This is a genomic window from Novosphingobium sp. NFX11 (assembly GCF_057376415.1).
In genome coordinates, this window is sequence record NZ_CP080384.1 from 1,551,230 (window position 1) to 1,577,669 (window position 26,440).

The 26,440-nt window shown below is 66.4% G+C and carries 30 protein-coding genes and 1 tRNA gene; 13 read left to right on the top strand and 18 right to left on the bottom strand.

Annotated elements, in window-relative coordinates; genetic code table 11:
* Positions 1-75: 75 nt before the first annotated feature.
* Positions 76-1,641, bottom strand: coding sequence for an amino acid permease (locus KZO24_RS07940; RefSeq protein ID WP_271184230.1), 1,566 nt, complete (start codon positions 1,639-1,641; stop codon positions 76-78).
* Between the two features lie 186 nt (positions 1,642-1,827).
* Between KZO24_RS07940 and panB the strand changes: the two genes are divergently transcribed.
* Positions 1,828-2,697, top strand: coding sequence for a 3-methyl-2-oxobutanoate hydroxymethyltransferase (gene panB / locus KZO24_RS07945; RefSeq protein WP_271184231.1), 870 nt, complete (start codon positions 1,828-1,830; stop codon positions 2,695-2,697).
* Positions 2,698-2,960: 263 nt separating this feature from the next.
* On the opposite strand, the gene KZO24_RS07950 is transcribed toward panB, so the two are convergent.
* The 5 genes from KZO24_RS07950 to KZO24_RS07970 form a co-directional block, all read right to left on the bottom strand.
* The gene (locus KZO24_RS07950; protein ID WP_486487084.1) at positions 2,961-4,847 is read right to left on the bottom strand and encodes a tetratricopeptide repeat protein; all 1,887 of its coding nucleotides are present in this window, start codon (positions 4,845-4,847) and stop codon (positions 2,961-2,963) included.
* 50 nt (positions 4,848-4,897) lie between these two features.
* Entirely contained in the window at positions 4,898-6,265 is a 1,368-nt protein-coding gene (prsR, locus tag KZO24_RS07955; RefSeq protein ID WP_271184233.1) for a PEP-CTERM-box response regulator transcription factor, read from the bottom strand.
* Positions 6,265-7,833: an XrtA/PEP-CTERM system histidine kinase PrsK gene (gene prsK, locus KZO24_RS07960; protein ID WP_486487085.1), complete on the bottom strand. Its 1,569-nt coding sequence runs from the start codon at positions 7,831-7,833 to the stop codon at positions 6,265-6,267. Before prsK ends, prsR begins: the two co-directional genes overlap by 1 nt.
* A gap of 529 nt (positions 7,834-8,362) precedes the next feature.
* A complete protein-coding gene (locus KZO24_RS07965) occupies positions 8,363-9,748 on the bottom strand; it encodes a TIGR03013 family XrtA/PEP-CTERM system glycosyltransferase (RefSeq protein WP_271184235.1) in 1,386 nt (461 codons plus the stop codon).
* A 147-nt stretch (positions 9,749-9,895) separates the two neighbouring features.
* A complete protein-coding gene (locus tag KZO24_RS07970; RefSeq protein ID WP_271184236.1) occupies positions 9,896-11,221 on the bottom strand; it encodes an amidohydrolase in 1,326 nt (441 codons plus the stop codon).
* A 243-nt stretch (positions 11,222-11,464) separates the two neighbouring features.
* Here KZO24_RS07970 and KZO24_RS07975 point away from each other — a divergent pair, with 243 nt between their 5' ends.
* The 3 genes from KZO24_RS07975 to KZO24_RS07985 all read left to right on the top strand — a co-directional run bounded on the left by KZO24_RS07975 (position 11,465) and on the right by KZO24_RS07985 (position 12,779).
* Positions 11,465-11,632: a hypothetical protein gene (locus KZO24_RS07975; protein ID WP_271184237.1), complete on the top strand. Its 168-nt coding sequence runs from the start codon at positions 11,465-11,467 to the stop codon at positions 11,630-11,632.
* A 98-nt stretch (positions 11,633-11,730) separates the two neighbouring features.
* The gene (locus KZO24_RS07980; RefSeq protein WP_008828396.1) at positions 11,731-12,429 is read left to right on the top strand and encodes a glutamine amidotransferase; all 699 of its coding nucleotides are present in this window, start codon (positions 11,731-11,733) and stop codon (positions 12,427-12,429) included.
* 212 nt (positions 12,430-12,641) lie between these two features.
* Positions 12,642-12,779: a hypothetical protein gene (locus KZO24_RS07985; protein ID WP_486487086.1), complete on the top strand. Its 138-nt coding sequence runs from the start codon at positions 12,642-12,644 to the stop codon at positions 12,777-12,779.
* A gap of 16 nt (positions 12,780-12,795) precedes the next feature.
* Here the strand turns inward: KZO24_RS07985 and KZO24_RS07990 are convergent.
* The 5 genes from KZO24_RS07990 to efp form a co-directional block, all read right to left on the bottom strand.
* Positions 12,796-12,879 (bottom strand) — tRNA-Leu (locus KZO24_RS07990).
* Between the two features lie 52 nt (positions 12,880-12,931).
* On the bottom strand, positions 12,932-13,252 hold the full coding sequence (locus tag KZO24_RS07995; protein ID WP_379525554.1) for a hypothetical protein: 321 nt from the start codon (positions 13,250-13,252) through the stop codon (positions 12,932-12,934).
* A 107-nt stretch (positions 13,253-13,359) separates the two neighbouring features.
* Positions 13,360-14,181 (bottom strand): inositol monophosphatase family protein, encoded by an 822-nt coding sequence (locus KZO24_RS08000; protein WP_008828399.1) that lies wholly within the window; start codon positions 14,179-14,181, stop codon positions 13,360-13,362.
* Positions 14,182-14,222: 41 nt separating this feature from the next.
* Positions 14,223-14,645: a hypothetical protein gene (locus tag KZO24_RS08005; RefSeq protein ID WP_036524335.1), complete on the bottom strand. Its 423-nt coding sequence runs from the start codon at positions 14,643-14,645 to the stop codon at positions 14,223-14,225.
* On the bottom strand, positions 14,646-15,209 hold the full coding sequence (gene efp / locus KZO24_RS08010; RefSeq protein WP_008828401.1) for an elongation factor P: 564 nt from the start codon (positions 15,207-15,209) through the stop codon (positions 14,646-14,648).
* 129 nt (positions 15,210-15,338) lie between these two features.
* On the opposite strand from efp, the gene KZO24_RS08015 reads away from it, so the two are divergent.
* The 5 genes from KZO24_RS08015 to KZO24_RS08035 all read left to right on the top strand — a co-directional run bounded on the left by KZO24_RS08015 (position 15,339) and on the right by KZO24_RS08035 (position 17,132).
* Entirely contained in the window at positions 15,339-15,716 is a 378-nt protein-coding gene (locus KZO24_RS08015) for a hypothetical protein (protein ID WP_008828402.1), read from the top strand.
* Between the two features lie 65 nt (positions 15,717-15,781).
* A complete protein-coding gene (locus tag KZO24_RS08020) occupies positions 15,782-16,501 on the top strand; it encodes an SDR family NAD(P)-dependent oxidoreductase (protein ID WP_486487087.1) in 720 nt (239 codons plus the stop codon).
* Positions 16,455-16,595 carry an SDR family oxidoreductase gene (locus KZO24_RS08025; protein WP_486487155.1) on the top strand — a complete coding sequence of 47 codons (141 nt, stop codon included), beginning with the start codon at positions 16,455-16,457 and terminating at the stop codon, positions 16,593-16,595. Before KZO24_RS08020 ends, KZO24_RS08025 begins: the two co-directional genes overlap by 47 nt.
* Positions 16,596-16,608: 13 nt before the next feature.
* Positions 16,609-16,848 (top strand): nuclear transport factor 2 family protein, encoded by a 240-nt coding sequence (locus KZO24_RS08030; RefSeq protein WP_486487088.1) that lies wholly within the window; start codon positions 16,609-16,611, stop codon positions 16,846-16,848.
* Positions 16,833-17,132 (top strand): nuclear transport factor 2 family protein, encoded by a 300-nt coding sequence (locus tag KZO24_RS08035; RefSeq protein ID WP_486487089.1) that lies wholly within the window; start codon positions 16,833-16,835, stop codon positions 17,130-17,132. Before KZO24_RS08030 ends, KZO24_RS08035 begins: the two co-directional genes overlap by 16 nt.
* 18 nt (positions 17,133-17,150) lie before the next feature.
* On the opposite strand, the gene purQ is transcribed toward KZO24_RS08035, so the two are convergent.
* Positions 17,151-17,828, bottom strand: coding sequence for a phosphoribosylformylglycinamidine synthase subunit PurQ (gene purQ / locus KZO24_RS08040; protein WP_271184242.1), 678 nt, complete (start codon positions 17,826-17,828; stop codon positions 17,151-17,153).
* A complete protein-coding gene (gene purS / locus KZO24_RS08045) occupies positions 17,828-18,064 on the bottom strand; it encodes a phosphoribosylformylglycinamidine synthase subunit PurS (RefSeq protein WP_008828408.1) in 237 nt (78 codons plus the stop codon). Before purS ends, purQ begins: the two co-directional genes overlap by 1 nt.
* Before the next feature lie 139 nt (positions 18,065-18,203).
* Here purS and KZO24_RS08050 point away from each other — a divergent pair, with 139 nt between their 5' ends.
* Together KZO24_RS08050 and KZO24_RS08055 are read left to right on the top strand one after the other, a co-directional pair.
* Complete coding sequence (locus KZO24_RS08050; protein WP_271184243.1) at positions 18,204-19,118, top strand: SDR family NAD(P)-dependent oxidoreductase; 915 nt, start codon at positions 18,204-18,206, stop codon at positions 19,116-19,118.
* A gap of 71 nt (positions 19,119-19,189) precedes the next feature.
* Complete coding sequence (locus tag KZO24_RS08055; RefSeq protein ID WP_271184244.1) at positions 19,190-20,287, top strand: hypothetical protein; 1,098 nt, start codon at positions 19,190-19,192, stop codon at positions 20,285-20,287.
* A gap of 293 nt (positions 20,288-20,580) precedes the next feature.
* Here KZO24_RS08055 and KZO24_RS08060 read toward each other — a convergent pair whose 3' ends face one another.
* From KZO24_RS08060 to KZO24_RS08075, 4 genes are all read right to left on the bottom strand, one after another.
* The gene (locus tag KZO24_RS08060; protein WP_008828411.1) at positions 20,581-20,940 is read right to left on the bottom strand and encodes a DUF2794 domain-containing protein; all 360 of its coding nucleotides are present in this window, start codon (positions 20,938-20,940) and stop codon (positions 20,581-20,583) included.
* A gap of 8 nt (positions 20,941-20,948) precedes the next feature.
* Entirely contained in the window at positions 20,949-21,644 is a 696-nt protein-coding gene (gene epsC, locus KZO24_RS08065) for a serine O-acetyltransferase EpsC (protein ID WP_008828412.1), read from the bottom strand.
* A 140-nt stretch (positions 21,645-21,784) separates the two neighbouring features.
* Positions 21,785-22,417, bottom strand: coding sequence for a P-loop NTPase family protein (locus KZO24_RS08070; RefSeq protein WP_271184245.1), 633 nt, complete (start codon positions 22,415-22,417; stop codon positions 21,785-21,787).
* A gap of 10 nt (positions 22,418-22,427) precedes the next feature.
* Complete coding sequence (locus KZO24_RS08075) at positions 22,428-23,636, bottom strand: heavy-metal-associated domain-containing protein (protein ID WP_486487090.1); 1,209 nt, start codon at positions 23,634-23,636, stop codon at positions 22,428-22,430.
* A gap of 131 nt (positions 23,637-23,767) precedes the next feature.
* On the opposite strand from KZO24_RS08075, the gene purM reads away from it, so the two are divergent.
* Entirely contained in the window at positions 23,768-24,871 is a 1,104-nt protein-coding gene (gene purM / locus KZO24_RS08080) for a phosphoribosylformylglycinamidine cyclo-ligase (protein ID WP_271184247.1), read from the top strand.
* Positions 24,872-25,004: 133 nt separating this feature from the next.
* Positions 25,005-25,955: a phosphoribosylglycinamide formyltransferase gene (gene purN / locus KZO24_RS08085; RefSeq protein WP_271184248.1), complete on the top strand. Its 951-nt coding sequence runs from the start codon at positions 25,005-25,007 to the stop codon at positions 25,953-25,955.
* Here purN and KZO24_RS08090 read toward each other — a convergent pair.
* Positions 25,952-26,266, bottom strand: a complete 315-nt coding sequence (locus KZO24_RS08090; RefSeq protein WP_486487091.1) for a hypothetical protein — start codon at positions 26,264-26,266, stop codon at positions 25,952-25,954. The genes purN and KZO24_RS08090 overlap by 4 nt on opposite strands.
* Positions 26,267-26,440: the final 174 nt, after the last annotated feature.

The following is a 26,440-nucleotide window of genomic DNA, read 5'->3' on the forward strand; positions in this document are numbered from 1 at the left end:
GAAAACGCGTGGATATAACGCGCAAAAAGGGGAGCGCATCGCACTCCCCTTTTCGATCCAGTGAAGCAGCCGACCTCAGGAGATCGGCGGCACCGGCTGCGAAGGCGCGTCCGCGTCTTCCTCATGGACTTCGACCAGCCCGCGCCCGACGTGGCTCTTGCGGTAGCCATAGGCGAAGTAGAACACGAGGCCGATCGCGCCCCAGATCGGCAGCACCAGCATCGCTTCCGTTGGCAGGTTGAAGAACAGCGTCACGCAGCCGATGATCGCGATTGGAGCCACCACCCACACCAGCGGCGTGCGGAACGGACGATGGCGATGCGGATCACGCACGCGCAGGATCAGCACCGCGACCGACACCATCAGGAACGCGAAGAGCGTGCCCGAGTTGGAGATGTCCGCCAGCTGGCCGACAGGCAGCAGCGCCGCGGCGATCGCCACGAAGACGCCGGTGATCAGGGTGACGATGTGCGGCGTCTTCCACTTGGGGTGGATGGTCGCCAGCTTCTCCGGCAGCAGACCGTCGCGCGCCATCACGAAGAAGATGCGGGTCTGACCGTAGAGCATCATCAGGATGACCGAAGGCAGCGCCAGGTTCGCTGCGAGGCCGATGAGGTCGCCCGCGCGGGTGTAGTTGATCGAGCGCAGGACGTGCGCCAGCGCCTCCTGCGAGCAGACCAGCGGCTGGCTGCCCTTGGCGGCGAGCGCCGCGCACTGCGCGGTGAACTCTGCCGAGCCGGGCTGCGTGCCCAGCGCGGTCGGCTGGGCGCCGATGGCACCGATCGCGCCGGCTGCGACGAGCAGGTAGAACACGGTGCACAGCGCGAGGCTTCCGATCAGGCCGATCGGCACGTTGCGCTGCGGGTTCTTCGTCTCTTCCGCAGCGGTCGAAACCGCGTCGAAGCCGACATAGGCGAAGAAGATGGAAGAAGCGGCCCCGACTATGCCGAGACCGCTGGTGCCGGCCGGTCCGAACCAGCCATTGGGTGCGAAGGGTGCGAAATGCTCGGTATTGAGCACCGGCAGCGCAAGGATGACGAACATCGTCAGCGCCGCCACCTTGATCGCGACCAGAACCGCGTTGAAAGTCGCGCTTTCCTTGGTGCCCAGCATCAGCAGGAAAGTCACCGCGAGTGCCACGACCACGGCGGGCACATTGATGATGCCGCTGGAGAAGTCGACGCCGGTGAGCGACCACGTCGGCCCGGCCGCCAGCATCGCCGGTAGCTCGAACCCCGTCAGACTTTTGAGCAGGCCCATGAAGTAGCCGGACCAACCGACGGAGACCGCCGAAGCCGCGACGGCGTATTCAAGGATCAGCGCCCAGCCGACCATCCAGGCCAGCACTTCGCCGACGACGGCATAGGAGTACGTGTAGGCCGAGCCCGAAACCGGCACCATCGAGGCCAGTTCCGAATAGCAAAGCGCCGCGACGGCGCAGACCGCGCCGGCGATGATGAAGCTCCACATCATGCCGGGACCGGCCTTCTGCGCAGCTGCGGCAGTGAGCACGAAGATACCGGTGCCGATGATGGCGCCGACGCCCAGAAGCGTCAGTTGGACAGGACCCAGTGATCGGTGAAGAGATTTCTTTTCCGCCGTCGCCAGAATGGCGTCGAGCGGCTTTACGCGTCCGAACATTTGGACCCCCGAATTGCGAATGACGGGAGGCTAACGACAAGGAGCCGCTTGGCAAGAGCCCCCTCCGCTAAATTCCCCAGCATTGTAATATTCTTACAACAATCCGGTATATCCGGAGCGACCCGCGATCGCACGGGCCATTCTGAAGATTTGCCGGGGACCAGATCGGGCGCTAGAAGCCCCACCATGTCCACGACATTCCAGATCGACACCGCGACCAGCCGCGCAAATCCCACTCCGGCACCGATGAAGCGCCTGACGATTCCGGCGATTCGCCGGCGCAAGAAGGACGGCGTGACCGAAGAACCGATCGTCATGCTGACGGCGTACACGGCACGGCAGGCGCAGTTGCTCGACGCGCATTGCGACCTCCTGCTCGTCGGCGACAGCCTCGGTCAGGTGATCTACGGATTGCCCTCCAGCGTGCCGGTGACATTGGAGATGATGATCGCCCACGGCGCCGCCGTCGTGCGTGGCAGCTACCATGCCGCCGTCATCGTCGACATGCCCTTCGGCACTTACGAGCAGTCGCCCCAGCAGGCCTTCGCGAATGCCTCGAGGCTGCTCAAGGAAACCGGCTGCGCGGGCGTGAAGCTCGAAGGCGGAGCGGCGATGGCGGAAACGGTGCGCTTCCTGAACGAGCGCGGTATCCCCGTGCAGGGCCACATCGGCCTGACCCCGCAGGCGGTGAACGTGCTCGGCGGCTACAATGCGCGCGGCCGCAGCGAGGCCGAGGCGGCCAAGATCGTCGCCGATGCCAAGGCGCTCGACGAAGCCGGGGCGTTCTCGATCGTGATCGAGGGCGTCGTCGAGACGATCGCCATCGAGGCCACCCGCGCCATCGCCTGTCCCAGCATCGGGATCGGCGGCTCGGCGCAGTGCGACGGGCAGGTGCTGGTTACCGAAGACATGCTCGGCATGTTCGAGCGGGTGCCGCGCTTCGTGAAGAAGTATGCCGACATGGGCTCGGTGGTTTCGGAAGCAGCCGCGCAGTACGCCGCAGAAGTGCGCGATCGCAGCTTCCCCGGCATCGAGCAGACCTACCAGCCGAAGTGACCGGGTCAGGTGACCCACGCGAAACCAGCTTTTCCGGTTTCGCCCGTTGCGGTGGTTTATCCTCCCTGTCGCGCAGCGATGGGGAGGGGACCGCCCGCGCAGCGGGTGGTGGAGGGGTAGAACCCCTCCGTCAGCCCTGCAGGCTGCCACCTCCCCATTGCTTCGCAACAGGGAGGATGAACTACCGCTCACCACCCCAATCAGACCACCCACCCCGCTCAGCCTGAGCCTGTCGAAGGCCCCGAGGCAGGGCGTAAGGTTCCCTATGCTTCGACAAGCTCAGCATGAGCGGGGTGGGTGGGGCAACGTCCATTTCCCACCCACTCAGCTGTAGTCGCCGTCGAAAATACGGCGCGGAAGCATACCCGGCGCCTAGCGTGCCGCCCTGCCCTGCAACCGGCGACGGGCCTCGGCGACGGGCGCGGTATTGCCAAGCAGCGCCTGCGCCTTGTCGAGCAGCGCCCGCGCTTGTGGGGCATAGTCCCCGCTTGCCGCATAGCTGTATCCCAGGGCCTGCGCCGCAAGCGGATTCGATCGCTGGAGGCGATAGGCCGCGAGCGCATTCTCCCGCGCAGCGGCAAGGTCACCGGTGCCGGCCTCCGCCATGGCAAGGTCTGCGCGCAGATCCACGTCGCCCTCGCCGCCATTGTTGCGCAGCCACGCCAGGATCGTCCGGGCGCGCCCGAGATCGCCCGCGCCGACCGCCAGTTCCGCCGCCGCGCGCAAGGCCGGGCGGCTTGTGGGGTTCTGGCCGAGGTAAGCGGTGACCAGTTCGCGCGCGCCCTTTGGTCGTGCGCCATCGCATAGGCCGCGAACCGGCGCTCGAAGAGGCTTTCCGGCAGCCGGATCTGCGAGGCCAGCGCGTAGCGCTCCTGCGCCTCGGCGGCGTGACCCATCGCCAGTTGCACGTCGCCTGCGAGGGCCTGCGCATCGTAGAATCCGGGGTCGGACCGGCGCAGCGCCTCCGCTGCGACTTGCGCCTCGCCGGTCTGGCCGAGATGCAACATCTGGCCGATGCGGCCGCTCTCGCCCAGTACCCGAAGCTGCGCGCCCTGTCCCCTCGCCGCCCGATCAAGCAACTCCCCTGCATGCTGACGATCGCCGAGAACTTCCCACGCCCGCGCCACGGTGGTGAGCATGTAGGGTGATGCGTCGCCGTCGGCGATGTCGTCGGCGAAGCGCAGGATGGCATAGCGGTACTGCCCCGCCATGACGATCGCACGCAGCAGCAGTTCGCGGGCGTGCATATTGTCCGGGCGCAGCCGCAGCGCCGCTTCGAGCGCCTCGGCCGCCGCTTCAGGGTTGTCGGCAGCGATCTCAGTGATGCCGCGCAGGATGAGCACGGCGGGCTGGTCGTCGAGCTTGCCCTTTGTCCGCGCCAGCAGCCCGCGCGCGAGGCCGTAGTTGCCCGCCCTCGCCGCCAGCACCGCCTGCAGGTAGAAGGCGCGCGGATTCTTCGGACTGAGTTCGAGTACGCGCCGGGTGATCGTCAGGCACTCGCTCGCGTGGCCCAGTTCGCCCAGCGTCGCGGCATATTCGAGCAGGACCGAGACGTCCTTGGGGTCGCGCGTGATCGCGCGCTCGAACCACGGGATCGCAGCCAGCAGGCCGTAGCGATCGCGCACCAGCTGACCCCGGAATTCCAGCGCGCGCACGTTATTGCCATCAAGCTCAAGCGCGCGGTCGGCCGCCTCGATCGCCAGCAGGTGCTCGCCGCCCGCATAACGCAGACGCCCGACCTCGACCCAGAGCCCGGCATCGTTCGGCGTGATCGCCAGTGCCCGGTCGTAGGCACGTCCGGAAGCCGGAAGGTTGCCGTCGAGCCGCTCCAGCAGCCCCAGTGCGCGCCAGCCCTCGGCGGCGCTGGCCTCGGTGAACTCGCCGCGGGCAAGATAGGGCCGCGCGCGGTCGCGGCGGCTTTGCGCGAGCAATGCCTCGCCCATGTAGGCGTTGACCTCCGGCGGTGCGGCTCCCTGTTCGAGCGCCGCGCGCAGCTTCATTTCCGCGTCGATGCCGTCTCCCCGGGCGATGGCCTTGCGGCCTTGCCCGATGAGCTTGTCGGCGCGGGAAATCTCGCCGACGGCTATCGGCGTCGCGGTCGTCAGCACCAGCGAGAAGCACACGGCCAGCACCAGCAGCGGCGGTATCACCGCCGCGCCCCACCTGACAAATCTCCAGAAACGCCCCCGCGCATCGAAGATCAGGACGGCTGCAAGTCGTACTGCTTGAGCAGGTCGTACAGCGTCGGCCGGCTGATCCCGAGCATCTTGGCAGTGCTGGAAATGTTGCCCTCGCTGCGGGCGAGAGCATGGCGGATGACCTTGCGGTCCGCCGCCTCGCGCGCGGTCTTGAGGTTCAGCGCCGTCGCCACCTGCTCGTCGGGACTGGCCAAGTCGAGGTCGCTGGCACAGACCAGTTTCTCATCCGCCATGATCACCGCACGCTTCACCCGGTTCTCAAGCTCGCGCACGTTGCCGGGCCAGCCCCAGGCATCGATCGCCGCCAGCGCATCGGCGGAAAAGCCGCGCACGCGCGGGTTCATCTCCTTGGCGTAGCGGGTCAGGAACGCCTTCGCCAGCAGTGTCGGATCGCCCGGCCGCTCGGCGAGGCCGGGGATGCGCACGACGATCTCGGCGAGGCGATAAAACAGGTCTTCGCGGAACCGCCCTTCGGCGATCATCCCCTCGAGGTTCTGGTGCGTGGCGCAGACGACGCGGGTATCGACCGGGATCGACTGGCGGCTGCCGACGCGCTCGATCACGCGCTCCTGCAGAAAGCGCAGCAGCTTGACCTGCAGTTGCAGCGGAATGTCGCCGACTTCGTCGAGGAACAGGGTGCCGCCCGCAGCCTGCTCGATCTTGCCCGGCGTGGTCTTCACGGCGCCGGTGAAGGCGCCCTTCTCGTGCCCGAACAGCTCGCTTTCGAGCAGGTTCTCCGGGATCGCCGCGCAGTTGATCGCCACGAACTCGCGCTTGGCGCGGCCGCTGGCCTCGTGGAGCCCGCGCGCCAGCAGTTCCTTGCCGGTGCCGCTCGCCCCCAGCAGCATCACCGATACGCTGGTATTCGCCACGCGCTCTATGGTGCGCGCCACTTTAACCATTTCCGGCGCGGCGGTGATCATCCGGCCGAGGACTTTCTCGTCCTTCTCCACCTTGCCGGCGAGGCGGCGGTTCTCTTCCTCGAGCCGGTGCAGGTGAAGCGCGCGGCGCACGATGTGACCGAGCGCATCGATGTCGACCGGCTTCTGGTAGAAGTCGTAGGCCCCGCGCGCGATCGCCTGCAACGCGCTTTCCCGCGCCCCGTGGCCCGATGCGACGACGACCTTGGTGTCGGGCTTGAGCGCCATGATCTCGTCGAGGATCGCAAAACCCTCGGTGGTGCCGTCCGGGTCCGGCGGCAGGCCGAGGTCGAGCGTCACCACGTCCGGCATCTCCGAGCGCAGCAGCGCGATGGCGCTGGCGCGGTCCCCGGCGACGAAGACCTCGAAATCCTCGTAGGCCCACTTGAGCTGTGCCTGAAGCCCGGCGTCGTCCTCGACGATGAGCAGCTTGGGCAGAGATTCAGTCATCAGGCCACCTTCTCGGCGTAGTTCGGATAGATGTCGGTCGCCGCCGCCAGCGGCAGGCGCACCGTGAAGCGAGAGCCCAGCCCCTCGCGCGATTCGACGTCGAGACGGCCGCGCATCGCGCGCACCAGTTCGCGCGCCTCGAAGGCGCCGATGCCGAAGCCGCCCGACTTGGTCGAGACGAAGGGCTTGAACAGGCGGTTGCGCACGAAGTCGGCGCTCATGCCGGTGCCGCTGTCGAGCACCTCGAAGCGGGCGTTGATCCCTTCGACCACGAGCGACAGGAACACCGGGCTCTCCGGCTCGCTGGCATCGACGGCATTCTGGACGAGGTGCACGAGCACCTGCTCCAGCGAATGCCGACTGGCGGTGACCATGATGTCGCGCGATTCGGCGAGGACGACCTGCGGGCTGTCCTTGAAGCGTTCCATGACCAGCCCGAGCACCTCGGTCGCGGCCACCTGCTCGACCCGGTCCACGCCGCCCGAACCGTAGCGCGAGAGCCGCGCCAGCAGGGCATTGAGCTTGTCCGAGGAATTGCGCAGCGTCACCAGCATGTCGGCGCGGAAGGCGGGTTTTTCCGCGTGAAGTTCGGCATTGCGCGCCAGCAGGCTGAACTGGCTGGCGAGGTTCTTGATGTCGTGCATCACGAAGGCGATGCGACGGTTGAAGTCCTCGAACCGCGCGGATTCGGCGAGCGCGAGCTGGCTGGCATTCTCCGAGAGATAGCTTGCTACCTGCTGGCCGATGACGCGCAGGAGGTCGAAGTCCTCCCAGTCGAACTTGCGCGCCAGTTGCGGCCGGGCCAGCACCACCATGCCGACGAGGCGGTCGTAGTGAACAAGCGGGATCAGCGCCCAGGCGCGCGGGTGGTCGATCAGCCAGTTCGGGATCGTGGTTCCGCTCTCACGACCCGCGCGCACATCGTCGAGATCGGCGATATAGCCGGTGCGCTCGAAATGGGCGATGTCCTGCACCGGGATCGCGACTGCGGGCACCTCGATCTCGCGCCAGTTCCAACGGGCGGCAAGGGTCAGTTCGCCGTGCTCGCCGGGGGTAAGGAGCAGGCCCGCCGGGCTCTCGAAGACATCGGCCATCGACTGGACGACGCGCTCGCCGAGGGCCGCGCTCTGGTCGGAGCCGATGGTGCGGGTGAAGCGCAGCCATTCCTCGCGATAGTCGTAGCGGTGCTGGAAGAAATGCTTGGCGAGGATGACCTTGAACCACGACCGCACCCGCCGCGAGGGCAGCACGACCAGGGCGAAGGCGCTGCCGAGCGTCAGGAAAGCCAGTTCCACCAGCCGCGCGAAGTTGCCGCCCGCGTAGGACAGCCACTGCGCCACAGCCACCATGGCGACGAGGTAGACGCCGATGACCATCAGCGAGAAGGTCTGGAACGTCACCGCGCGCGACGGGCGCAGGCGCAGGTCGTCACGGTTCTTCGCCCCGCCGATTGCGATGCAGACGGCGACGGCGATCGCGGCGAGGCCTCGAATCGCGGCGATCTCGTAAGGCCAGTTACCCGCGAGATAGGCGATGGTGTAAAGGTTGAGGTCGAAGGCCCAGAGCACCGCCAGCCCCATCGCGGGCCAACGCAAGGCCCCCGCGATTCGCGCGGCGCCCCCGCATAGAGATTGTGCGCGAGAACGAGACCGCCAACGGTCACCAGCAGCCGGAACATCACGTTGAACTGGAACGCGAAGCTGAGAACGTCGCTGTCGATTTCCAGCCGCGAGAGGCTCGAATTGACGACGAGATGAATGATCTCGACCGCGCCGAGCGCGAAGATCACCGGCCGGATCGGCGCCACGCTGGCATCGCGCCCGTCGCTCGCGAACAGGCGATAGACCACCACCAGCCAGGTGAGGTTGCGGGCGCTTTCCGAAAGCGCAGGCAGGAACGTCACTTCCGGCGTACCGATGCCGAAAGCGCACGCCAGGCTCCACAAGCCGGTAAAAAGCAGCGCGACGACCATGGCCGTGCCCGCAGCGCCGAACCGGTCGCGGCGGGAGAACAGCCAGATTGCGATGCTCGCCAGCGCGATGGCCCCCGTCAGGTCGAGCCCGACGCCCATCGTCGCCCAGACGGCGGAGGCCTTCATCATCGCGCGCCCTCGCTCCAGAGCACCACGCGCAAGGTCTGGAGGATGATCAGGAAGTCGAGGAAAGGCGTGTAGTTCTTGGCGTAATAAAGATCGTATTCGAGCTTGTTGCGCGAATCCTCGATCGAGGCGCCGTAAGGGTAGTTGATCTGCGCCCAGCCGGTGATGCCCGGCTTCACCATGTGGCGCTCGGCGTAATAGCGCAGTTGATCCTCAAGATCGGCGACGAACTCCGGGCGCTCGGGGCGCGGGCCGACGAAGCTCATTTCGCCCTTCAGGACGGTCCAGGCCTGCGGCAGTTCGTCGATGCGGACCTTGCGGATGAACTTGCCGATGCGGGTGACGCGCGGGTCGTCCTTCGATGCCCACTGCGCGCCCGCAGCCTCGGCATCGGTACGCATGGAGCGCAGCTTGATGACGTCGAAATGCTGGCCGAACAGACCGACGCGCGGCTGGCGATAGAAGGCCGGTCCCCGGCTATCGACTTTCACCAGAAGCGCGAAGATCAGGATGACCGGCGCGGTAGCCGCCAGCAACAGCAGGCTGACGGCGATGTCGAACACGCGCTTGGCCGCGCTGGAGATCGCCCGGCCGGACGAGAAACCGTCGGAGAAGATCAGCCAGCTCGGGTTGACGGTGTCGAGATCGACGCGGCCGGTCTCGCGCTCCAGGAAGCTGGAGAACTCGTTGACGTGGACGCCCGCCGTCTTGATGCGCAGCAGGTCCTTCAATGGCAGCGCGTTGCGCCGCTCCTCCAGCGCCAGCACCACTTCGCTGACTCCGAGGTTCTCGACGTAGCGGGTCAGGTTGTTGATGGCCGAGCGGGAGATGGCCTCCTCGACCACCGGCACGCTTTCGCTCATGGCGACGTAGCCGACGATAACGAAGCCGCTCTCGGGACGCTCTCCCAGCACCCGCAGGCGCTGCGCGCGCTCGCCCGCGCCAAGCACGAGCACCCGGCGGCGAAAGGCGCTGGTGCCGAGGAAACCGCCCAGCAGCAGCCGGTTGAAGATCATCAGCACGATTGCGAAGGCCATCGAATAGGCCAGCGTCGAGCGCCAGAAATTCTGCCCGCCGACAAGAAAGTCCACGAAGGACAGTGCAATGACGCCGAGCGAGATCGCCACCAGCAATCGCGCCGCCGCGAACCGCATCGATCGCAGCGCGTCGGCTCCATAGACGCCTACCGCCACCATCGACAGCGAGATCACCGCGGCGAAGGCGCCATGCGCGATAAGCCGGTCGGCCAGCGGCGCCGGGTCGATGCCGATCTGCTGGGCGCGCAGCCGCCATGATGTCTCGTTGGCCGCCGCCAGCAACAGCACGTCGACCAGCCAGAGCAGCACCACGGCATGCGGGATATAGTGTTTGAACAGACGAATCATCGTCGCTTGCGCCATCCTTCGTGGCCGAATTCCGGCACTCGAACGATGGCCTAGGCTAAAGGCGTAAAATGTCGGTTACCTTGACAGGTGTGCCAATAAAATCAGTATTTTTGCCGAAAACCTGAAACACTGCGCTGTCGGAGCGCCTTACATCCCCTGCTTCGCCATAAGGCGCAGCGCCGTCAGCGTGAGGGCCTGTGCGCCCGAGGCGATCACCTTGTCGGCCTGCGGTGCCCAGAACGGGCTGTGCAGCGAAGGCATCGGCGGACCTCCGGCCTTCGCCGCCGCCAGCTTGGCGGGATCGGCCCCGCCGACCCAGAAGATCACCGACTTGATGTGCGCCTCATCGGCGCGGCGGAACTCGCCGAAATCTTCGCCGCCCATCGCCGAAGGGGTGATCACCACGTTGTCCGCACCCATTTTCCCCTTGAGGTCGGCAACGGCCTCCTCGGCGAACTCGGGCGTGTTCCAGGTCGCGCGGGTGTGCGGCTCCTTGACCTGGATCTGCGGCATCAGGGCGTCCGGCAGGCCCGACGCGATCGCCTCCCCGCGCGCGACGCGGGCGATGCCGTCGAGCAGCCGCTGGCGCGTCTCGTCGGAATAGCTGCGCACCGTCAGTTCCAGCTTCGCCTGATCGGAAATGATGTTGTGCTTGGTCCCGGCGTGGAACGACCCGACCGTCACCACTACGGGATCGAGCGGATTGGTCTCGCGGCTCACCAGCGTCTGCAGCTTCATCACGATCGCGCTCGCGAGCACGATCGGGTCGCGCGTGGTCTGTGGGTAGGCGCCGTGCCCGCCGACCCCGCGCACGAGCATGTCCACGCTGTCCACATTGGCGAGCGCCCAGCCTTTCGCCGCGCCGACGACACCGGCGGCAAGCTCCGGCGTGTCATGGAACGCCAGCGTGTAATCAGGCTTGGGAAAGCGCGTGTAGAGCCCGTCCTTGAGCATCTCCAGCGCGCCCAGCCCCATCTCCTCGGCCGGCTGGCCGATCATGACCAGCGTGCCCGACCATTCGCCCTTGCGCGCGGCCATGAGACGCGCCGTTTCGATCCAGGCGGTCATGTGCGTGTCGTGACCGCAGGCATGCATGATGCCGCTTTCCACGCCCGCCGTGGACGTGCCGCGCCTGTTTGACGCGAAGGGCAGCCCGGTCTGCTCGATAACCGGCAGCCCGTCCATGTCCGCGCGGATGAGGATGGTCGGCCCCGGCCCGTTCTTCAGGACCGCGACTATGCCGGTGCGTCCGACCTTCTCGGTGACCGTGAAACCCACCTTGCGCGCGGCATCGGCCATGATCTTGGCACTGCGCACTTCCTGAAAGCTGAGTTCGGGATTGGCGTGTAGATCGCGATAAGTCTCCATCAGCCCCGGCAGGTCACGCGCCACTGTATCGGCAACGGGCTCTGCCATTGCAGGCAGGGAAACGCTCGCAAGAACGCAGGCGGATGCAAGGAGAACGGCGCGCATGAGCGAAAGCTACGTCAGCCCCGTCAGCTCCGCAATCGGCGTGAAGTTTTTCTCATAGGCCCGATAGAAACTCCGTATAGACATTCTCTACCAAATAAATAGATTGACCCTCGAAGCGCAGGGTTCGCCTGTTCTTCCGCGGCATTTGATGGCTGTCAGCTTGCTCCGCGTCACCAACCGCTAAAGCGCACGAAACCGCAAGGCGACAACGCCGGGCTTCGTGCCTCCCGATGGAGATACGAAATGTTCAACTCGATCCCCCGCATCACCTCGCAAGTCCTGCGTGCCCGGCCCGGTACCGACGTGCGCCTGCCACATCCCTCGTGGCGCGGCGCCACCGATTCGCCGCCGAGAGGCGGCGCGGCCACGATCCGCAGCGCGGGCGACTTCTGGTCCCGCCTCGGCCTGTGAGGCTTCTGCAATGACCCCATCGGGCGGCATCGAAATCCGCATCTCTCCAGCCGGAGTTCGATGTCGCCCGTTAACATCACTTGTGACACAGTAGGCCCGTGAAGACCGCGCTCATCATCCGCCACGTTCCCCACGAAGGGGTCGCAGGCTATCGCAAGCCCATCGAGGACGCCGGCTACGAAGTCAGCCGGATAGACGTCACCGACCCGGAATTCTCAACCCTCGATCTGCGCGAGCCGGACCTGCTCATCATGATGGGCGGGCCGATGGGCGTCTACGAGCAGGACCGTCATCCCTGGATCGGCTGCCAGCTACGCCGCCTTGCTATGCGACTGGAGGCGGACCGTCCGACGCTGGGCGTGTGCTTCGGCGCGCAGATGATGGCCAGCGCGCTCGGCGCCAGGGTGTTTCCCGGCCCGGCGAAGGAAGTCGGCTTCCACCCCGTTCAGGTTCACGAGCACGCCGCCGACAGCCCGCTGCGCCATGTGCGCGAAGTGCCGGTGCTGCACTGGCACGGCGACACGTTCACCAAACCGGAGGGCGCGGAATTCCTCGCCTCGACCTCGCTTTACGAGCATCAGGCGTTCCGCCGGGGCCGCAACCAACTGGCGTTGCAGTTCCATGCCGAAATGGGCGAGGACCCGCGCTTCGACGCCTGGATCGACCAGTGGCCCGAAGCCGTCGTCGAGGCGGGAGGCTGCCCTCAGGCCCTCCGCCAGCGACACGACGAACTCGGCCCCGGCGCGGTTGCGGCGGGGCGCGCGATGATCGCTGACTGGCTGCAGGGCTTGAACTAGCCATACCGCCCGATCTGCGCGACGCTCCGGCTGGCGGCGGGGGCGTAGCAGGATTACTCTGCGGCCATGGCTGACGGCATTCCCACGCGGCGCTCGATGAACTGGCGCACCTTGCCCCCACACTCGCCCGAGCGCTGGCGGGATTCTTCCCGGTCGGCGTCTTCGCGCTAGTCCTGCTGTGGATGATGGGCGAGCGGGGCGTCCTTGGCGGCATGATCGCAGGAACCGTGCTCGGCGCCGTGGCCGCCTGGGCGCTGACGCGGCTGATCGCGGCCTACCCGCTGGTACAGTGGGTAGCGGCAATCGTCGTCGCGCTGTTGCTGGTCCTCGTCATCGCCTCATTGTTCTGAGGACGATCGAAGGAAGTGGTGCCCCTGGCCCGACTCGAACGGGCACGCCTTTCGACAAACGATTTTGAGTCGTTCGCGTCTACCATTCCGCCACAGGGGCACGGAAACGAGGCGCGACGCTTAGACGGCACTTCGTCAGGGTTCAAGCCCGTTCAGAAGATCCAGTCCATCGCGACGTGGAGAAGACGCGATTTCATCGCCCCCTTGCGCGATCCAAGCGTCCCGATCTCGAAGCGCGGACCATCATCGTCGGTCTGATATGTCAGCTTCAGCCACGTCTTCTCGGGCTTGAGCAGCTCGATCTCGCCCACCGCCTGCGATCGCAGCGACGTGCGCGCGTTGATCGTCGGCACGGCGGTCAGGTCGAATTGCCGTTGCTTCGCCAGAGGCACCGGCTGCTCGGCAAATGCAGGCGAAGGCGCCGCCGCAAAAAGCAGCGCAAGGGCGCAACGGCGAGGGACATGGCGTTCCATGTCCCGGCGTTTTACACCCGTTTGCGGAAAATTCCGCGACGGTTTCGTTTCAGTTCAGAGAATCACCCTCCGAGACACGCCGAAACGTGCCCCAGAGGGTGATGAAATCATGCCTTGAGGGCGGTCGCGACGATCTTGTGCAGGCGCGAGTGCAGCACGTCGTTACCCGCGAGGATTTCGGTGTCGCAGATCGGGTTCGAACGACCCTTCCAGTCCGACACGAAACCACCGGCCTCACGCACGAGCAGGCAACCCGCTGCGGTATCCCACGGCTTGAGGTCCGATTCCCAGAATCCCTCGTAGCGGCCCGAGGCGACCCAGGCGAGATCGAGCGCGGCCGATCCGAAGCGGCGAATGCCCGCCACCTGCGGCGCGAGGCCGTGATAGATCTTGGTCCAGACGCCGTGATCGCCGTGCCCCGCGAACGGAATGCCGGTTGCGATCAGGCTCTCGTCGAGATGACGGCGCGAGGAGACGCGCAGGCGGCGGTCGTGCAGCCACGCACCGCGTGCCTTCTCGGCCCAGTAGCTTTCGTCGGTGACCGGGTTGTAGATCAGGCCGGCGGTGACCTCACCCCAGCCCTTCCCGTCCAGACGCGGCTCCTGCACCGCGATCGAGATCGCGAAGTGCGGGATGCCGTGAAGGAAGTTGGTCGTGCCGTCGAGCGGATCGACGATGAAGCGCGGCTTAGTCGGGTCGCCCTCGATCTCGCCGGCTTCCTCGAACAGATAGCCCCAGTCCGGCCGCGCGGCGCGCAGTTCGTCCCAGATGGTGCGCTCGGAAGCCTGGTCGGCCTTCGACACGAAGTCCGCAGGGCCCTTGCGGCTGACCTGCAGGTGCTCGATTTCGCCGAAGTCGCGACGCAGGCGGTTGCCGGCCTTGCGGGCGGCCTTCTCGATGACGCGGATGAGACCGGAAATGGCGGCCATGACTGTACTTCACTCCTGTGGGCCGACATCGGCCCCGATTGTCAGCGGCCTTGCGGCGCGGGTTTGGCGGGGGCCGCGCCAGCGGCAGGCGCAGTCGGCTTGTAGCCGCAGATCTGTGCCATGACGCTCAGCAGTTCGCTGGGATTGTCACGGCTGATCTTGCCTGAATTCTCGGCGATCACCTTGTCCATCGATTCGGTGATCTTGCCGAGCGAATTGTCGTAGATGCAGCCGACGAGCGCGCCCTTGACCGGTTCCTCGATCTTGTCCGACTGCAACCCGCTGATGAGCACCTTGAGGTAGAGCATCGCGTGCTGTGCCTGCGAGTCGCCGCCTGCGGGTGCCGCAGCGGCAGGCTTGGCGGCGCTCTTTGCAGCAGCCTTGGGGGCAGCAGCGTAAGCAACGGAGGAAGTTCCCGCGATCGCCAGGGCGGCGGTCGCGACGGTCAGGACGAGCTTGTTCATTCAGTCTGCCTTCTTCACGTAAGTCTTTTCATAGACGTCCACGATGATGCGCGTACCGCTTTCGATGTGCGGCGGCACCATCACGCGCACGCCGTTGTCGAGAACGGCGGGCTTGTAGCTGGACGAGGCGGTCTGGCCCTTCACCACGGCGTCGGCTTCGACGATGGTGGCTTCGACCTGCTCGGGGAGCTGGACCGAAATCGGGCGCTCTTCCCACATTTCCAGGCTCACCTGCATGCCGTCCTGAAGGAACGCGGCAGCATCACCCAGCAAATCGGCGGGAAGCGAGATCTGGTCGTAGTTCTCGGTATCCATGAACACCAGGTCGTCGCCCTCGGCGTAGAGGAACTGGAAGTCCTTGGTGTCGAGGCGGACGCGCTCGACGGTGTCGGCACTGCGGAAGCGCACGTTGGTCTTGCGGCCGTCGATCAGGTTCTTCATCTCGACCTGCATGAAGGCGCCGCCCTTGCCGGGCTGCGTGTGCTGCGTCTTCGCGACCTTCCAGATGCCCTTTTCGTATTCAAGGATGTTACCGGGACGGATATCGACGCCACTGATCTTCATGGTTCTGGCCTTCAGGATGGGAAAGAGCTGAATCGTGGGGCCACAGCAGGCGCGACCCTCGAAAGGATGCGCCCTTAGACGAGGTCGCGAGGCATGGCAATTGCTTCGCGCCGATGCTAGCTGAATGCCATGAAGCGTGCCTCCCTTCCCGTTGTGCTGTTGGCCCTCGTCGCCGGCTGCGCCTCCGCAGAGCCTGCCCCGCCTCCGGTGAGCGGCGGGCTGATCTCCACCCTGCCCATCGGCACTTACAGCTGCGAGATGGCGGGCGACGCGGGCGGCCTCGTCGGCAAGCCTTTGCCGGACTACGAGTTCCGCGTGGTCAATGCCTCGGCTTACAAGGCGGGCGGCATTCGCGGCAGCTACCTGCTGACAGGCGACTACGTGACGATGACCGGCGGCAAGCTCAAGGGCCTCAAACTGCACCGGCTCAAGGACACGTACTTGCGCAAGGTCGAGGACAACGGCAGCGACGGCGAAATGCGCTGCGTTCGCAGTTCGCGCCGCTGATCGCTCCGGCGGTTTGCCCTTGAGATAGGGCGGCCCTAGCTCTCGGAAAACTCCGGGAGCGGGCGATGGAACTTCAACTGCAGGGCAAGGTCGCGATCGTCACCGGCGCGACCGCGAACATCGGCCGCGCCGTCGCGCTGGACCTCGCAGCCGAGGGCGCCCTTCCCGTCCTCGTCGGCAGAGACCACGAGGCAGGCGCAAGGCTGGTCACCGACTGCAAGGCGCGCGGCGCACCCGAGGCGGTGTTCGTCGCCGCCGACATGCTGGACCCTGTCTCTCCCGCGATAGTGCTGAAGGCCGCCGAAGCGCTCGGCCCAATCTCGGTGCTGGTGAACAACGTCGGCGGCAACGTCGATCAGGGCCTCTTCGTCGATCCTGATCCGGCGAAATGGATGGCGGACATCGACCTCAACTTCGGCACCGTGCTGCGCATGACCCATGCCGTGTTGCCCGGCATGATCGCCCGCAAGGCCGGGGCGATCGTCAACGTCGGTTCAACCGCCGCACTGGTGGGCGACTACATGCTGCCGGTCTATTCGGCCGCCAAGGGGGCGGTGCACAGCTTCACCGTGGTGCTCGCCAAGGAAGTCGGCGCCCACGGGATCTCGCGTCAATGCCGTCGCGCCTTACGCCACGATCCCGACCGACCCGGCCAGCCTCAGCAGCGGCAGCCGCTTCAACCCCGAAACCGGGCTGTTCTCGAAAGGCACCGCCAGCGTCAGCGAAGAGGACCGCGCGCTGCGCCAACGCCGCACGTTCGTCGGCCGTCCCTTTGCGGCGCCTGAGGAAATGGCGGCGATGGTGACTTTTCTGGCCTCGGCGCGGGCCAGCTTCATCACCGGGCAGGTCTACCCCGTGGACGGCGGCGCCCTGCTCTGACGGGAGATAAACGATGATCGACCAAACTGCCGTGCAGGCACTCATCGACAAGGAAGCGATTCGCGAACTGGTGCTGCTCTACTCGCGTGCGATCGACCGGCAGGACATCGCCCTGCTGCGCGACCTCTATACCGATGATGCCACCGACACCCATGGCGACAGCTTCGACGGTCCGGCGGGGACTACTGCGACTTCATCGCCCGTGCCTTTCCGCACATGCCCTACTCCGGGCATCACGTGTGCAACCACCTGATCGCGGTCGATGGAGACGTGGGCAGCGGCGAGGTCTACGGCCTGGCCTGGCACCTCATCCCAACCCGCGAAGGCGGGCGCGAGGAGGACTTCATGGCCGTGCGCTACATCGACAACTACCGGCGCTGTGCCGACGGGCGGTGGCGCTTCTCCAGGCGGGTCGTGACGTATGATTTCAAATTGCGCCGTCCGTTCGACGGCAGCGGCCTGCTGGGGCTCGCAGAGCGCGATCCAAGCTATGCCGAATGTCTCCAGCCGCTGCTCCGCAGGGGAACGCGCGGCTGAAGCCTCATGTTCGGGAGGTCAGGCCCCGACCAGCCCGCGAATCGCGCTTTCGAACAGGCCGCGCCCGTCCGTACCGCCATGCGTGGTCTCGATCGCGCGCTCGGGGTGGGGCATCATGCCCAGCACATTGCCCGCATCATTGAGCACGCCCGCGATCGAACGCGCCGAACCGTTGACCTCCTCGGCATAGCGGAAGGCAACGCGGCCCTCGCCCTCGAGGCGGTTCAGCGTCTCATCGTCGGCGAAGTAGTTGCCGTCATGATGCGCCACCGGAATGCGCACGACCTGCCCCGCTTCGTAGGCATTGGTGAACAGCGACTGCGCGTTCACGACCTCGAGCCCGACTTCACGGCACACGAAGTTCAGCCCGGCATTGCGCAGCAGCGCGCCCGGCAGCAGCCCGCTTTCGGTCAGTACCTGGAAGCCGTTGCACACGCCGAGCACCGGCACACCCTTGTCCGCTGCCGCGATCACCGCCTGCATGATCGGCGAGCGCGAGGCGATCGCGCCGCAGCGCAAGTAATCGCCGTAGGAGAAGCCGCCCGGAACCGCGATGAAGTCGAGGCCCTCGGGCAGTTCGCTGTCGCCGTGCCAGACGCGGTGGGGCGCGGTGCCCGAAACCTTTTCCAGCGCCACCGCCATGTCGCGGTCGCAGTTCGAGCCCGGGAAGGTGATGACGGCGGAGGTGAAGGCCATCAGGCGGCCACCTTCTCGATGCGGTAGTTCTCGATCACCATGTTGGCGAGGAGCTTGCGGCACATGTCGTCGATCGCCTCGTCGGTGACGCTCTCGGCAACGTCCAGCTCGAACAGGCGGCCGGCGCGCACGTCGTTGACGCCGGAAAAGCCGAGGCCCTCCAGCGAGTGGTGGATCGCGCGACCCTGAGGATCGAGGACACCGGGCTTGAGGCTGACGTGGACGCGGACTTTCATCTGGCAGGCCTTTCGCAGGATAGCGGGCAGATCTCGTTGGATGCGCCTATGACCCTTCGCAGCCGCCGGGGCAAGGTTGAACGCGCCGTCGAATGGGCGGCCTGTTGAATGGCGACCTGCGACCTGCCATCACCGGGCGATGAGCAGCGCAGCATCCATTTCCTTCACCGATCAGGTCGCCATAGTTACCGGAGCAGGCACCGGGCTCGGCCGCGCCTATGCGCTCGAACTGGCACGGCGCGGGGCCAAAGTCATGGTCAACGATCTCGGCGCGGCGCGGGACGGATCGGGCCAGTCCGACGCGGCTCTGCAGGTCGTCGAGGAAATCCGTAGCCTGGGCGGTGAGGCCATGGCCGATGGCGGCGACGTCTCCGACTACGCACAGATGGAAGCGATGGCCGCCCGCGCGAGGGAAGCCTGGGGCGGCATCCATGTCCTCATCAACAACGCCGGCATCCTGCGCGACCGCACGTTCGCCAAGATGGACCCCGCCGATTTCGAGCTGGTCGTGCGTGTCCACCTCCTCGGCAGCGCCTTCGCGACGAAGGCTGTATGGGAGACGATGCGCGAGCAGACCTACGGCCGCGTCTTGATGACCACGTCCTCGACCGGGCTTGGCGGCAATTTCGGACAGGCGAATTACGGCGCGGCCAAGGCGGGCGTGCTCGGCCTCGCCCGAACGCTCCGGCTGGAAGGCGCGAAGTACGGCATCCGCGTCAATACCATTGTGCCGACCGCCGGCACCCGCATGACCGCCGACATCTTCCCCGAGGAAGCCTACAAGGCGTTCGAGCCCGGCAATGTCGTGCCCGCCGCCGTGTTCCTTGTCTCTCCCGAGGCGCCGACCGACACCATCCTCGCGGCCGGTGGCGGCGTGTTCCAGGGCACGTGGATCACCATGAACGATGGCGTCCTGCTCCCGGAATCCGCCCGCAGCGCCGAGGACGTCGCCGCCGCATGGCCGCGCATCGCCGACCGGTCGGGCGACCATCCGTTCGAGACCGGCATGGACCAGGCACATCACGCGCTGTCGATGCTGATGCGGGCGCCTTAACAAGCGGAGGCAATTGCGATTGACGGTGCCTGCCCACGCGGGCAGCTTCGCAGCCGCTTAAGGGGAACGCCTTGTATTCCGAAGACGATCTGCAATCCGCCGTCAGTGCCGAAGCCATCAGCGCCGAGGCGGCGGACGCCTTGCGCGCCCATGTGGCTACGACACGCGTGGTGCCGATGGCGGACGAGGAAAACATTCGCCTCGTCACCAGTTTCAACGACATCTTCGTGGGCATCGCCTGCCTGCTGGTGATCTTCTCCGGCGTTTACGCGGCGGGCGCCAACGACCAGCGCTGGTGGATGGCCGGCCTGCTCGTCGCCATGGCCAGCTGGCTCATGGCCGAGATCTTCACGCGCAAGCGCCGCATGGCCCTGCCCTCGATCATCGTGCTCGCCTCGTTCGTCGTCGGCCTCGGGCTTTTTGCCGGAGCGCTCGTCGCGGAGGCCATGCCCGAGCATCGGGTGCCGGTCTATTACGAGTTCAACGGCGAGCGGCACACCTGGCACCGGATGGAGCGCTATCCCTGGCAGGACGCAGCCATCATGCTGAGCGCCGCCATAGCGGCCGGAGTCGGGGCGCTGCTCCACTGGCTGCGTTTCCACGTGGCGATCACGATTGCGGCCGGAACCGGCGCCGTCGTGCTGCTCCTGCTTTCGGCGATCGCCTGGGCCACCGGGCAGGCATTGGCGGCCAACCCGGTCCTCGCGCCCGCCGCCTTCCTGTGCGGGCTGGCGGTCTTCGCCTTCGCCATGCGCTGGGACTTGTCCGACCGGGCTCGGCGGACCCAGCGCGCTGACATCGCGTTCTGGCTCCACCTGCTCGCCGCGCCGCTGATCGCGCATTCGCTGTTCTACTGGCTGGGCGTGCTGAACGGCGACGACGTGACTCCGGGCCATGCCGCAGGGGTGCTCGTCACCTATGTGGCATTTGCGCTCGTCGCCCTGCTGGTGGACCGGCGGGCTCTGCTGGTGTCGGCGCTGATCTACGTGCTGGCGGCATTGAACGGCCTCCTGCGCAATGCCGGTACGATCGAGATGAACCTGGCGATCTCCACGCTGTTCGTCGGTGCGGCGCTGCTCGCGTTGTCGGTGTTCTGGACCCCGCTGCGCCGCGCCCTGCTGACGCTGGCGCCGGAAAGCTGGCGCGAACGGCTACCCGCTTCGGCTTAAGCATCCTCCCTGTCGCAAAGCAATGGGGAGGTGGCAGCGACACAGTTGCTGACGGAGGGGGTGTTTGCGCCGCTGCCCCTCCACCACCGACTGCGTCGGCGGTCCCCCTCCCCATTGCTTCGCAACGGGGAGGATACACTTGCCGTCATCCCAGCGAAGGCTGGGACCGCTATGGCCATGAAGCGCCCTATCGACGGGCCGGTGTAGTTTCGCCGCAGCCTTGCCGAGACCTCGCGATATGACGAAAGCGGTCCCAGCCTGCGCTGGGATGACGGGCTTTCAACCGAGAACGCTCAGTCCTCGACAACCTTGAGCAATTTGCGTTCCAGCGAACTCAGCACATTCGAGAGTTCGTGCCCGCGCTTGAGCACTTGCCCCGCTTCGCCGAACAGGGTCCACATGCCTTGTTTGCCGCGCAGCGAGGGGCGCTTCTCGATCCGCGCCTGCGGGCGTTCGGCGGCGCGGCGAAAAGCGCTGAAACTGGCGGCCTCGCGCGCGAAATCCATCGCGTAGTCGCGCCAGAGCCCGGCCGCGACCATCCGGCCGTAGAGATCGAGAATTCGCTGGAGTTCCAGCCGGTCGAACCCGACCTGCGACGGCTGGACGCCGGGAAACGGGACGACGCTACCTGAGGTAATTCCGCCTGCCACCATTCAGCGGCTCACCAGCGCTCGTTTTCGCGCGCTGCGTGCTGACGCTCGGAGATAAGTTCCTCCACCTGAGCGCGCAGCAAGGCCACCTGCTGTTCGAGATCCTCGACGCGCTGGGCGCCGCCGGTGGGCTCGCAGGGTTCCTTGCAAGGCGTGCCGTAGGGCATGAATTCCTTGGCCCAGGTCTCCGCCTTGACCAGCGTGGAGCGGGCCTTGAGGCCGATCATCGTCGCACCCTCGGGCACGTCTTCGGTCACGACTGCGCTGGCGCCGATGCGGGCACGGCGGCCGATGGTGACGGGGCCGATGATCTGCGCGCCCGAACCCACGATCACGTTGTCGAGCAGGGTCGGGTGGCGCTTGCCGCCGACGCCGTTGGTGGGGTTGGAACCGCCCAGCGTCACGCACTGGTAGATCGTCACGTTGTCGCCGATCACCGCGGTCTCGCCGATCACGGTGAAGCCGTGGTCGATGAAAAAGTTGCGGCCGATCTGCGCGCCCGGATGAATGTCGATCGCGGTCAGGAAGCGCGCAAGGTGGTTCACCACGCGGGCGAGGAAGAACAGGTCCGCCTGGAACAGGGCATGCGCGATGCGGTGCCAGAACAGAGCCCATACGCCCGGATAAAGCAGCACTTCCCAACGCGAACGCGGCGCAGGATCGCGTGCGACAACCGAGTCCAGATAGCGGATGATATTACCCAGCATCGCCGGAAATTCCCATCAATCGTTCCACTTTGCAACTTTTGTTGCAAAGCCGCCCTCACGTTACCGTCTGGAAATGCGCGATATGCGCATTTCGCGGCACCAGCCGCCCGGAAAATGCAGCGCATTTTCCAGACAAACCCTTAAGTCTGGGCGCCACCTTTAGTCTCTTCCAGCGCGTCGCGCCAGATGGCCATTGTGGGGGCCGTCTTGCGCTCGAGACTGAGCCGGTCGATGGCGGCGACCAGACGTTCGACGCCCACATGGCTACGGGTACAACGTCCTACAAGATATTGCGTTGCCGAATGATCGAGAACCAGCCCGCGCATCTCGGCATGAACTTCCATCAGCGCGATGAGCATCGCATCGTCCGGCTCGCCGATCGCAAGGTTCAGCGCGGCACCAAGCCGCGAGGACAAGTCCGGCAGGCGTACCCGCCAGCGTTCGCCATCACTGTCGCCTACGCCCGGTGCGAAAGGCTTGTCTGCGACGATCAGCAGAGGACGGCCCAGTTCCTGCGCCCGGTTCCAGCGGTGGAACAGTGCGTCCTCGGGCATGCCTTGCGCATCATCGACAGCATCGCCTGCGCCCGATTCGACGAACCAGCGCGCCAGCAGCGACTTGCCGGAGCGCGGCGGGCCGGAGAGGATCGCGGTGCGGAAAGGCCACTGGCCCGGCTCTATCAGCGCATCGATCGCAGGCGCGTTGGCCTCACCCACGACAATGCGCGGCGGACTGTCGCTCGCGGCGGACAGCGGAAGGGCGATCTGTCGCATGGCGAGGATCCTAGCGGCTGATCCTAAGCGAGGTGCCCCCGCCGGAAACCTTCCAACCCTGCCCGCGCAAGGCACCCGCAAGCCGCTCGCCACCGCCGGATACGGTGACCCGCATGACCGAGGTGCCGCCGATCGCGAGGCTTACGGTCGCGGCGCCCTGCACACCCGGCACACCGCGAACGGCGGCGAGCGCGGCGTCTACCGCAGCGGCATCGGGCGTAGCGAACTGGACCGTTACGGTCTCGACCGGAGCGCCCGACACGTCTTCGGTGCGAATCACCGGGATCGGCGTCGGCACCACCACGGGTGCCTCGCCCTTGGGCATCAGCTTTTCGCGCAGTTCGGCAAAGGCGCGGTCCAGCGCTTCTCCGCCTGCGTTGATAGAGGGGTCAGGGCGCAGTTCGCCGGTCGCCAGCGCGTCGCGGTAGAGGCCGTCGACGCGGGTGACGGCCTGCTCCAGCATGCGCGGCAGGTCCTGCTCGCTGGCGGCATCCATGGTGAAGCCGCCGAGGAACTTGTTGTCCGGGCCGTAGCGCGCCGTGAAGGTGCCCTTGATCGGGCCGCCGGGCCATTGCCGCTCCAGCCGCGCGACGGGCATCACCACGTCAGAGGCGTCGAACTGGCCGAGCACCGTACGCCACCACAGGCGGCTGCGGCGCGAGGTCTGTCCGGCGGTGAGAATCAGCGATTCGCCGCCCGAGCCGGTCGGGCGCACGTAATCGACGGGGCTGGCGGCAGCCTGGAACTCGGCCCAGGCGCGCTGCCACGGCCCGCGCACCTCGAAGACCTGCCTGACACCGCCCGAATCGAGCACCGGGATCAGCAGCAGCGGCGCCGAACGCGGACCGGAGCCCGCTCCAGCGCCGACATATTGCCCAGCCTTGGCCTTGTCGAAAATGACGCCGAGCGTCGCGATATAGCGCTTGGGGCCGACCTGTTCGTGGCCGATGACCACCGAGGTCACCATCGCATCAATCGATTCTGTCGGCATGTCGGGGCCGCCCAGCTTCTTCCAGGCTTCCTTTTCCGCCAGTTTCCAGCCGTCGATCCGGGCCTGCGCGCCGGTCTTCGCGGTCACGTCGACGCTGATGCCGTTGACCTGGATGTCCTGCGAATTGGCGAGCGGAGCTATACCGCGATCGCCCTCGATCTGCGCCAGAAGCTGGACGCCGGTGATCGTCGCCACTGCGAGAACGGCCGCGCCGCCCCACCACAACATGGCCCTGGAGGCGGCACCCTTGCGGCTGAACCGCAGGCTTTTGGGGAAATCGTGATTGCCATGTCGAAACCGGGGGCCTTGTGCCCAATCGAAGATGGAAATCCAAGTCACAAAGCGCTAGGCGCGCCCACATGTCCGACGATAACTCCCAGAAGAGCTATAGCTACGAGCAGGCCGGCGTCTCGATCGCGGCCGGTAACGCGCTGGTCAAGGCCATCGCCCCGCTCGCGAAATCCACCGCGCGCCCGGGCGCCGATGCGGAACTGGGAGGCTTCGGCGGCTTCTTCGATCCGCGCGCCGCGGGCTACAAGGATCCGCTGCTGGTCGCCGCCAACGACGGCGTCGGCACCAAGGTCAAGCTGGCTATCGACCACGACCGCCACGACCATATCGGCATCGACCTCGTCGCCATGTGCGTCAACGACCTTATCGTGCAGGGCGCGGAGCCGCTGTTCTTCCTCGACTACTTCGCCACCGGCAAGCTGGAGAACGGCGTCGCCGAGCGCGTCGTGGCGGGCATTGCCGAGGGCTGCAAGATTTCGGGCTGCGCGCTCATCGGCGGTGAAACCGCGGAAATGCCGGGCATGTACGCGGCGGGCGACTACGACCTCGCGGGCTTCTGCGTCGGCGCGGTGGAGCGCGGCGAGCAGCTGACCGGGGACAAGGTCGCGGCCGGCGACGTGCTGCTGGGCCTCGCGTCCTCGGGCGTCCATTCCAACGGGTATTCGCTGGTGCGCCGACTCGCGCAGGACAAGGGCTGGAAGCTGAACCGCCCCGCCCTGTTCGATGCCGACACCCTGCTGATCGACGCGCTGATCGCGCCCACCCGCATCTACGTGAAGAGCCTGCTGCCCTTCATCCGCGCGGGCCGGATCCACGCCCTCGCCCACATCACCGGCGGCGGCCTGCTGGAGAACATCCCGCGCGTGCTGCCCAAGGGCCTGCACGCCCGCATCGACGCCGATGCCTGGCCGCAGCCGCGCCTGATGGCGTTCCTGCAGGCGCAGGGCAACATCGAGCCGGGCGAGATGGCGCGCACTTTCAACTGCGGCGTCGGCATGGTGCTGGCGGTCGCGGCCGACGAGGCCGAGGCGCTCAAGGCCGACCTCGAAGCCGCCGGAGAGACCGTCTTCACCATCGGCCGCATCGAGCCGGGCGAAAAGGGTTGCACCGTGACAGGATCGGCCGAGGCGTGGTCCGCGCGCGAGCCGTGGGAAGCCGTTCACATCGGTTGATCGAGGCCACGCCTCCTCACACGCTGCGTCACCCTGAACTTGTTTCAGGGTCCATGGTGCGCCACACCCCGGTCATGCCGGAAGGCGCAATGGATCCTGAATCGAGTTCAGGATGACGGTTCGGGATTACGCAATGACCCGCCAGAAAGTCGCCGTACTGATTTCCGGAAGCGGCACCAACATGGCCGCCCTGCTCTATGCGAGCCGCGCGGCCGACTGCCCTTACGAGATCGTGCTGGTCGCTGCCAACGATCCCGAGGCCAAGGGACTGCGGCTCGCCGAAGCGGAAGGCGTTAAGACCTTCGCGCTCAGTCACAAGGGCATGAAGCGGCCCGAGCACGACGCGGCGATGGACGCGGCGATTCGCGCCAGCGGCGCGCAGTGGGTCGCGCTGGCGGGCTACATGCGCATCCTGACGCCGGAATTCGTGGGCAGCTGGGAAGGCCGGATGGTCAACATCCACCCCTCGCTGCTGCCCAAGTACACCGGCCTGCACACGCATGACCGCGCGATCGAGGCGGGCGACAGTCATGGCGGCGTCACCGTTCACCTCGTCACCGCCGAACTCGACGATGGCCCGATCCTCGGCCAGACGCCGGTGGCGATCCTGCCAGGCGACACCGCCGACACGCTCGCGGGCCGTGTGCTGATCGCCGAGCACCAGCTCTACTCGCGCTGCCTCGCCGACCTCGTCACGCGAGAGACGCGGCCCGAATGGCTGCTTGAGCAAGTGCGCGAACGCGCCCTCGCCTTGCCCGAGAGCGATGAGACGGTCAGCCACGGCATGGCCTGCTTCGGCGTGATAAAGGGCAAGAAGTTCGCCTACTTCAGCGCCGACCATCACGGGGACGGCCGCGTCGCGCTGCTGATTAAGATCAGCGGCGCCGACGAACAGGCGATGCTGATCGAGCAAGACGACGACCTATACTTCCGCCCCGCCTACTTCGGCGACGGCTGGCTCGGCATTCGCCTCGATCGCGGCGACACCGACTGGGAGGCGATCGCCGACTGGCTCTGGCTGTCGTGGCGGGCAGTGGCGCCCAAGCGGCTCACCGCGCTGATGGATGCAGCCGGACAGTTCTAAAAGGTATAGCCCACCGAAAGCTGGACGATCGGGTAGACCTTGTAGTTGTCCACCTCGCCTTCGATTTCGGCGCGTTCGCGGGCGAGATCTTCCTGGAACAGCGGGTTGCTTGCCAGCTCACCCGTAGCGACGACGTCTTCGGTCCGGGGCCTTCCGTGGAGCATCACCCCTGCATCGAGGCTCCACGCAAAGCCCTTATCCCGGTTCTTCGCGAACCCCACGGTGAACGTCGGCGCGAACCGGCGGGCTCGGACCTTGCCCTCGATAGTGCCGATTTCCTCGGGCGTGTAAACTCGCTGGCCGACCGTCACCGCCTCGGTCGGCGTCGCGACAAGGTCGATCTCGATTGCTGCTCACACGAAACCCCGCGGAGAGCCGGAAGCCGTTGCGGAAGGGATAGATATCCGCGTTAGCGCCCCATGATCGAAGCTTGAGGTCGCCATGGTAGTTGATGTCGTCGACATCGACATTGTGACCAAGCCCAA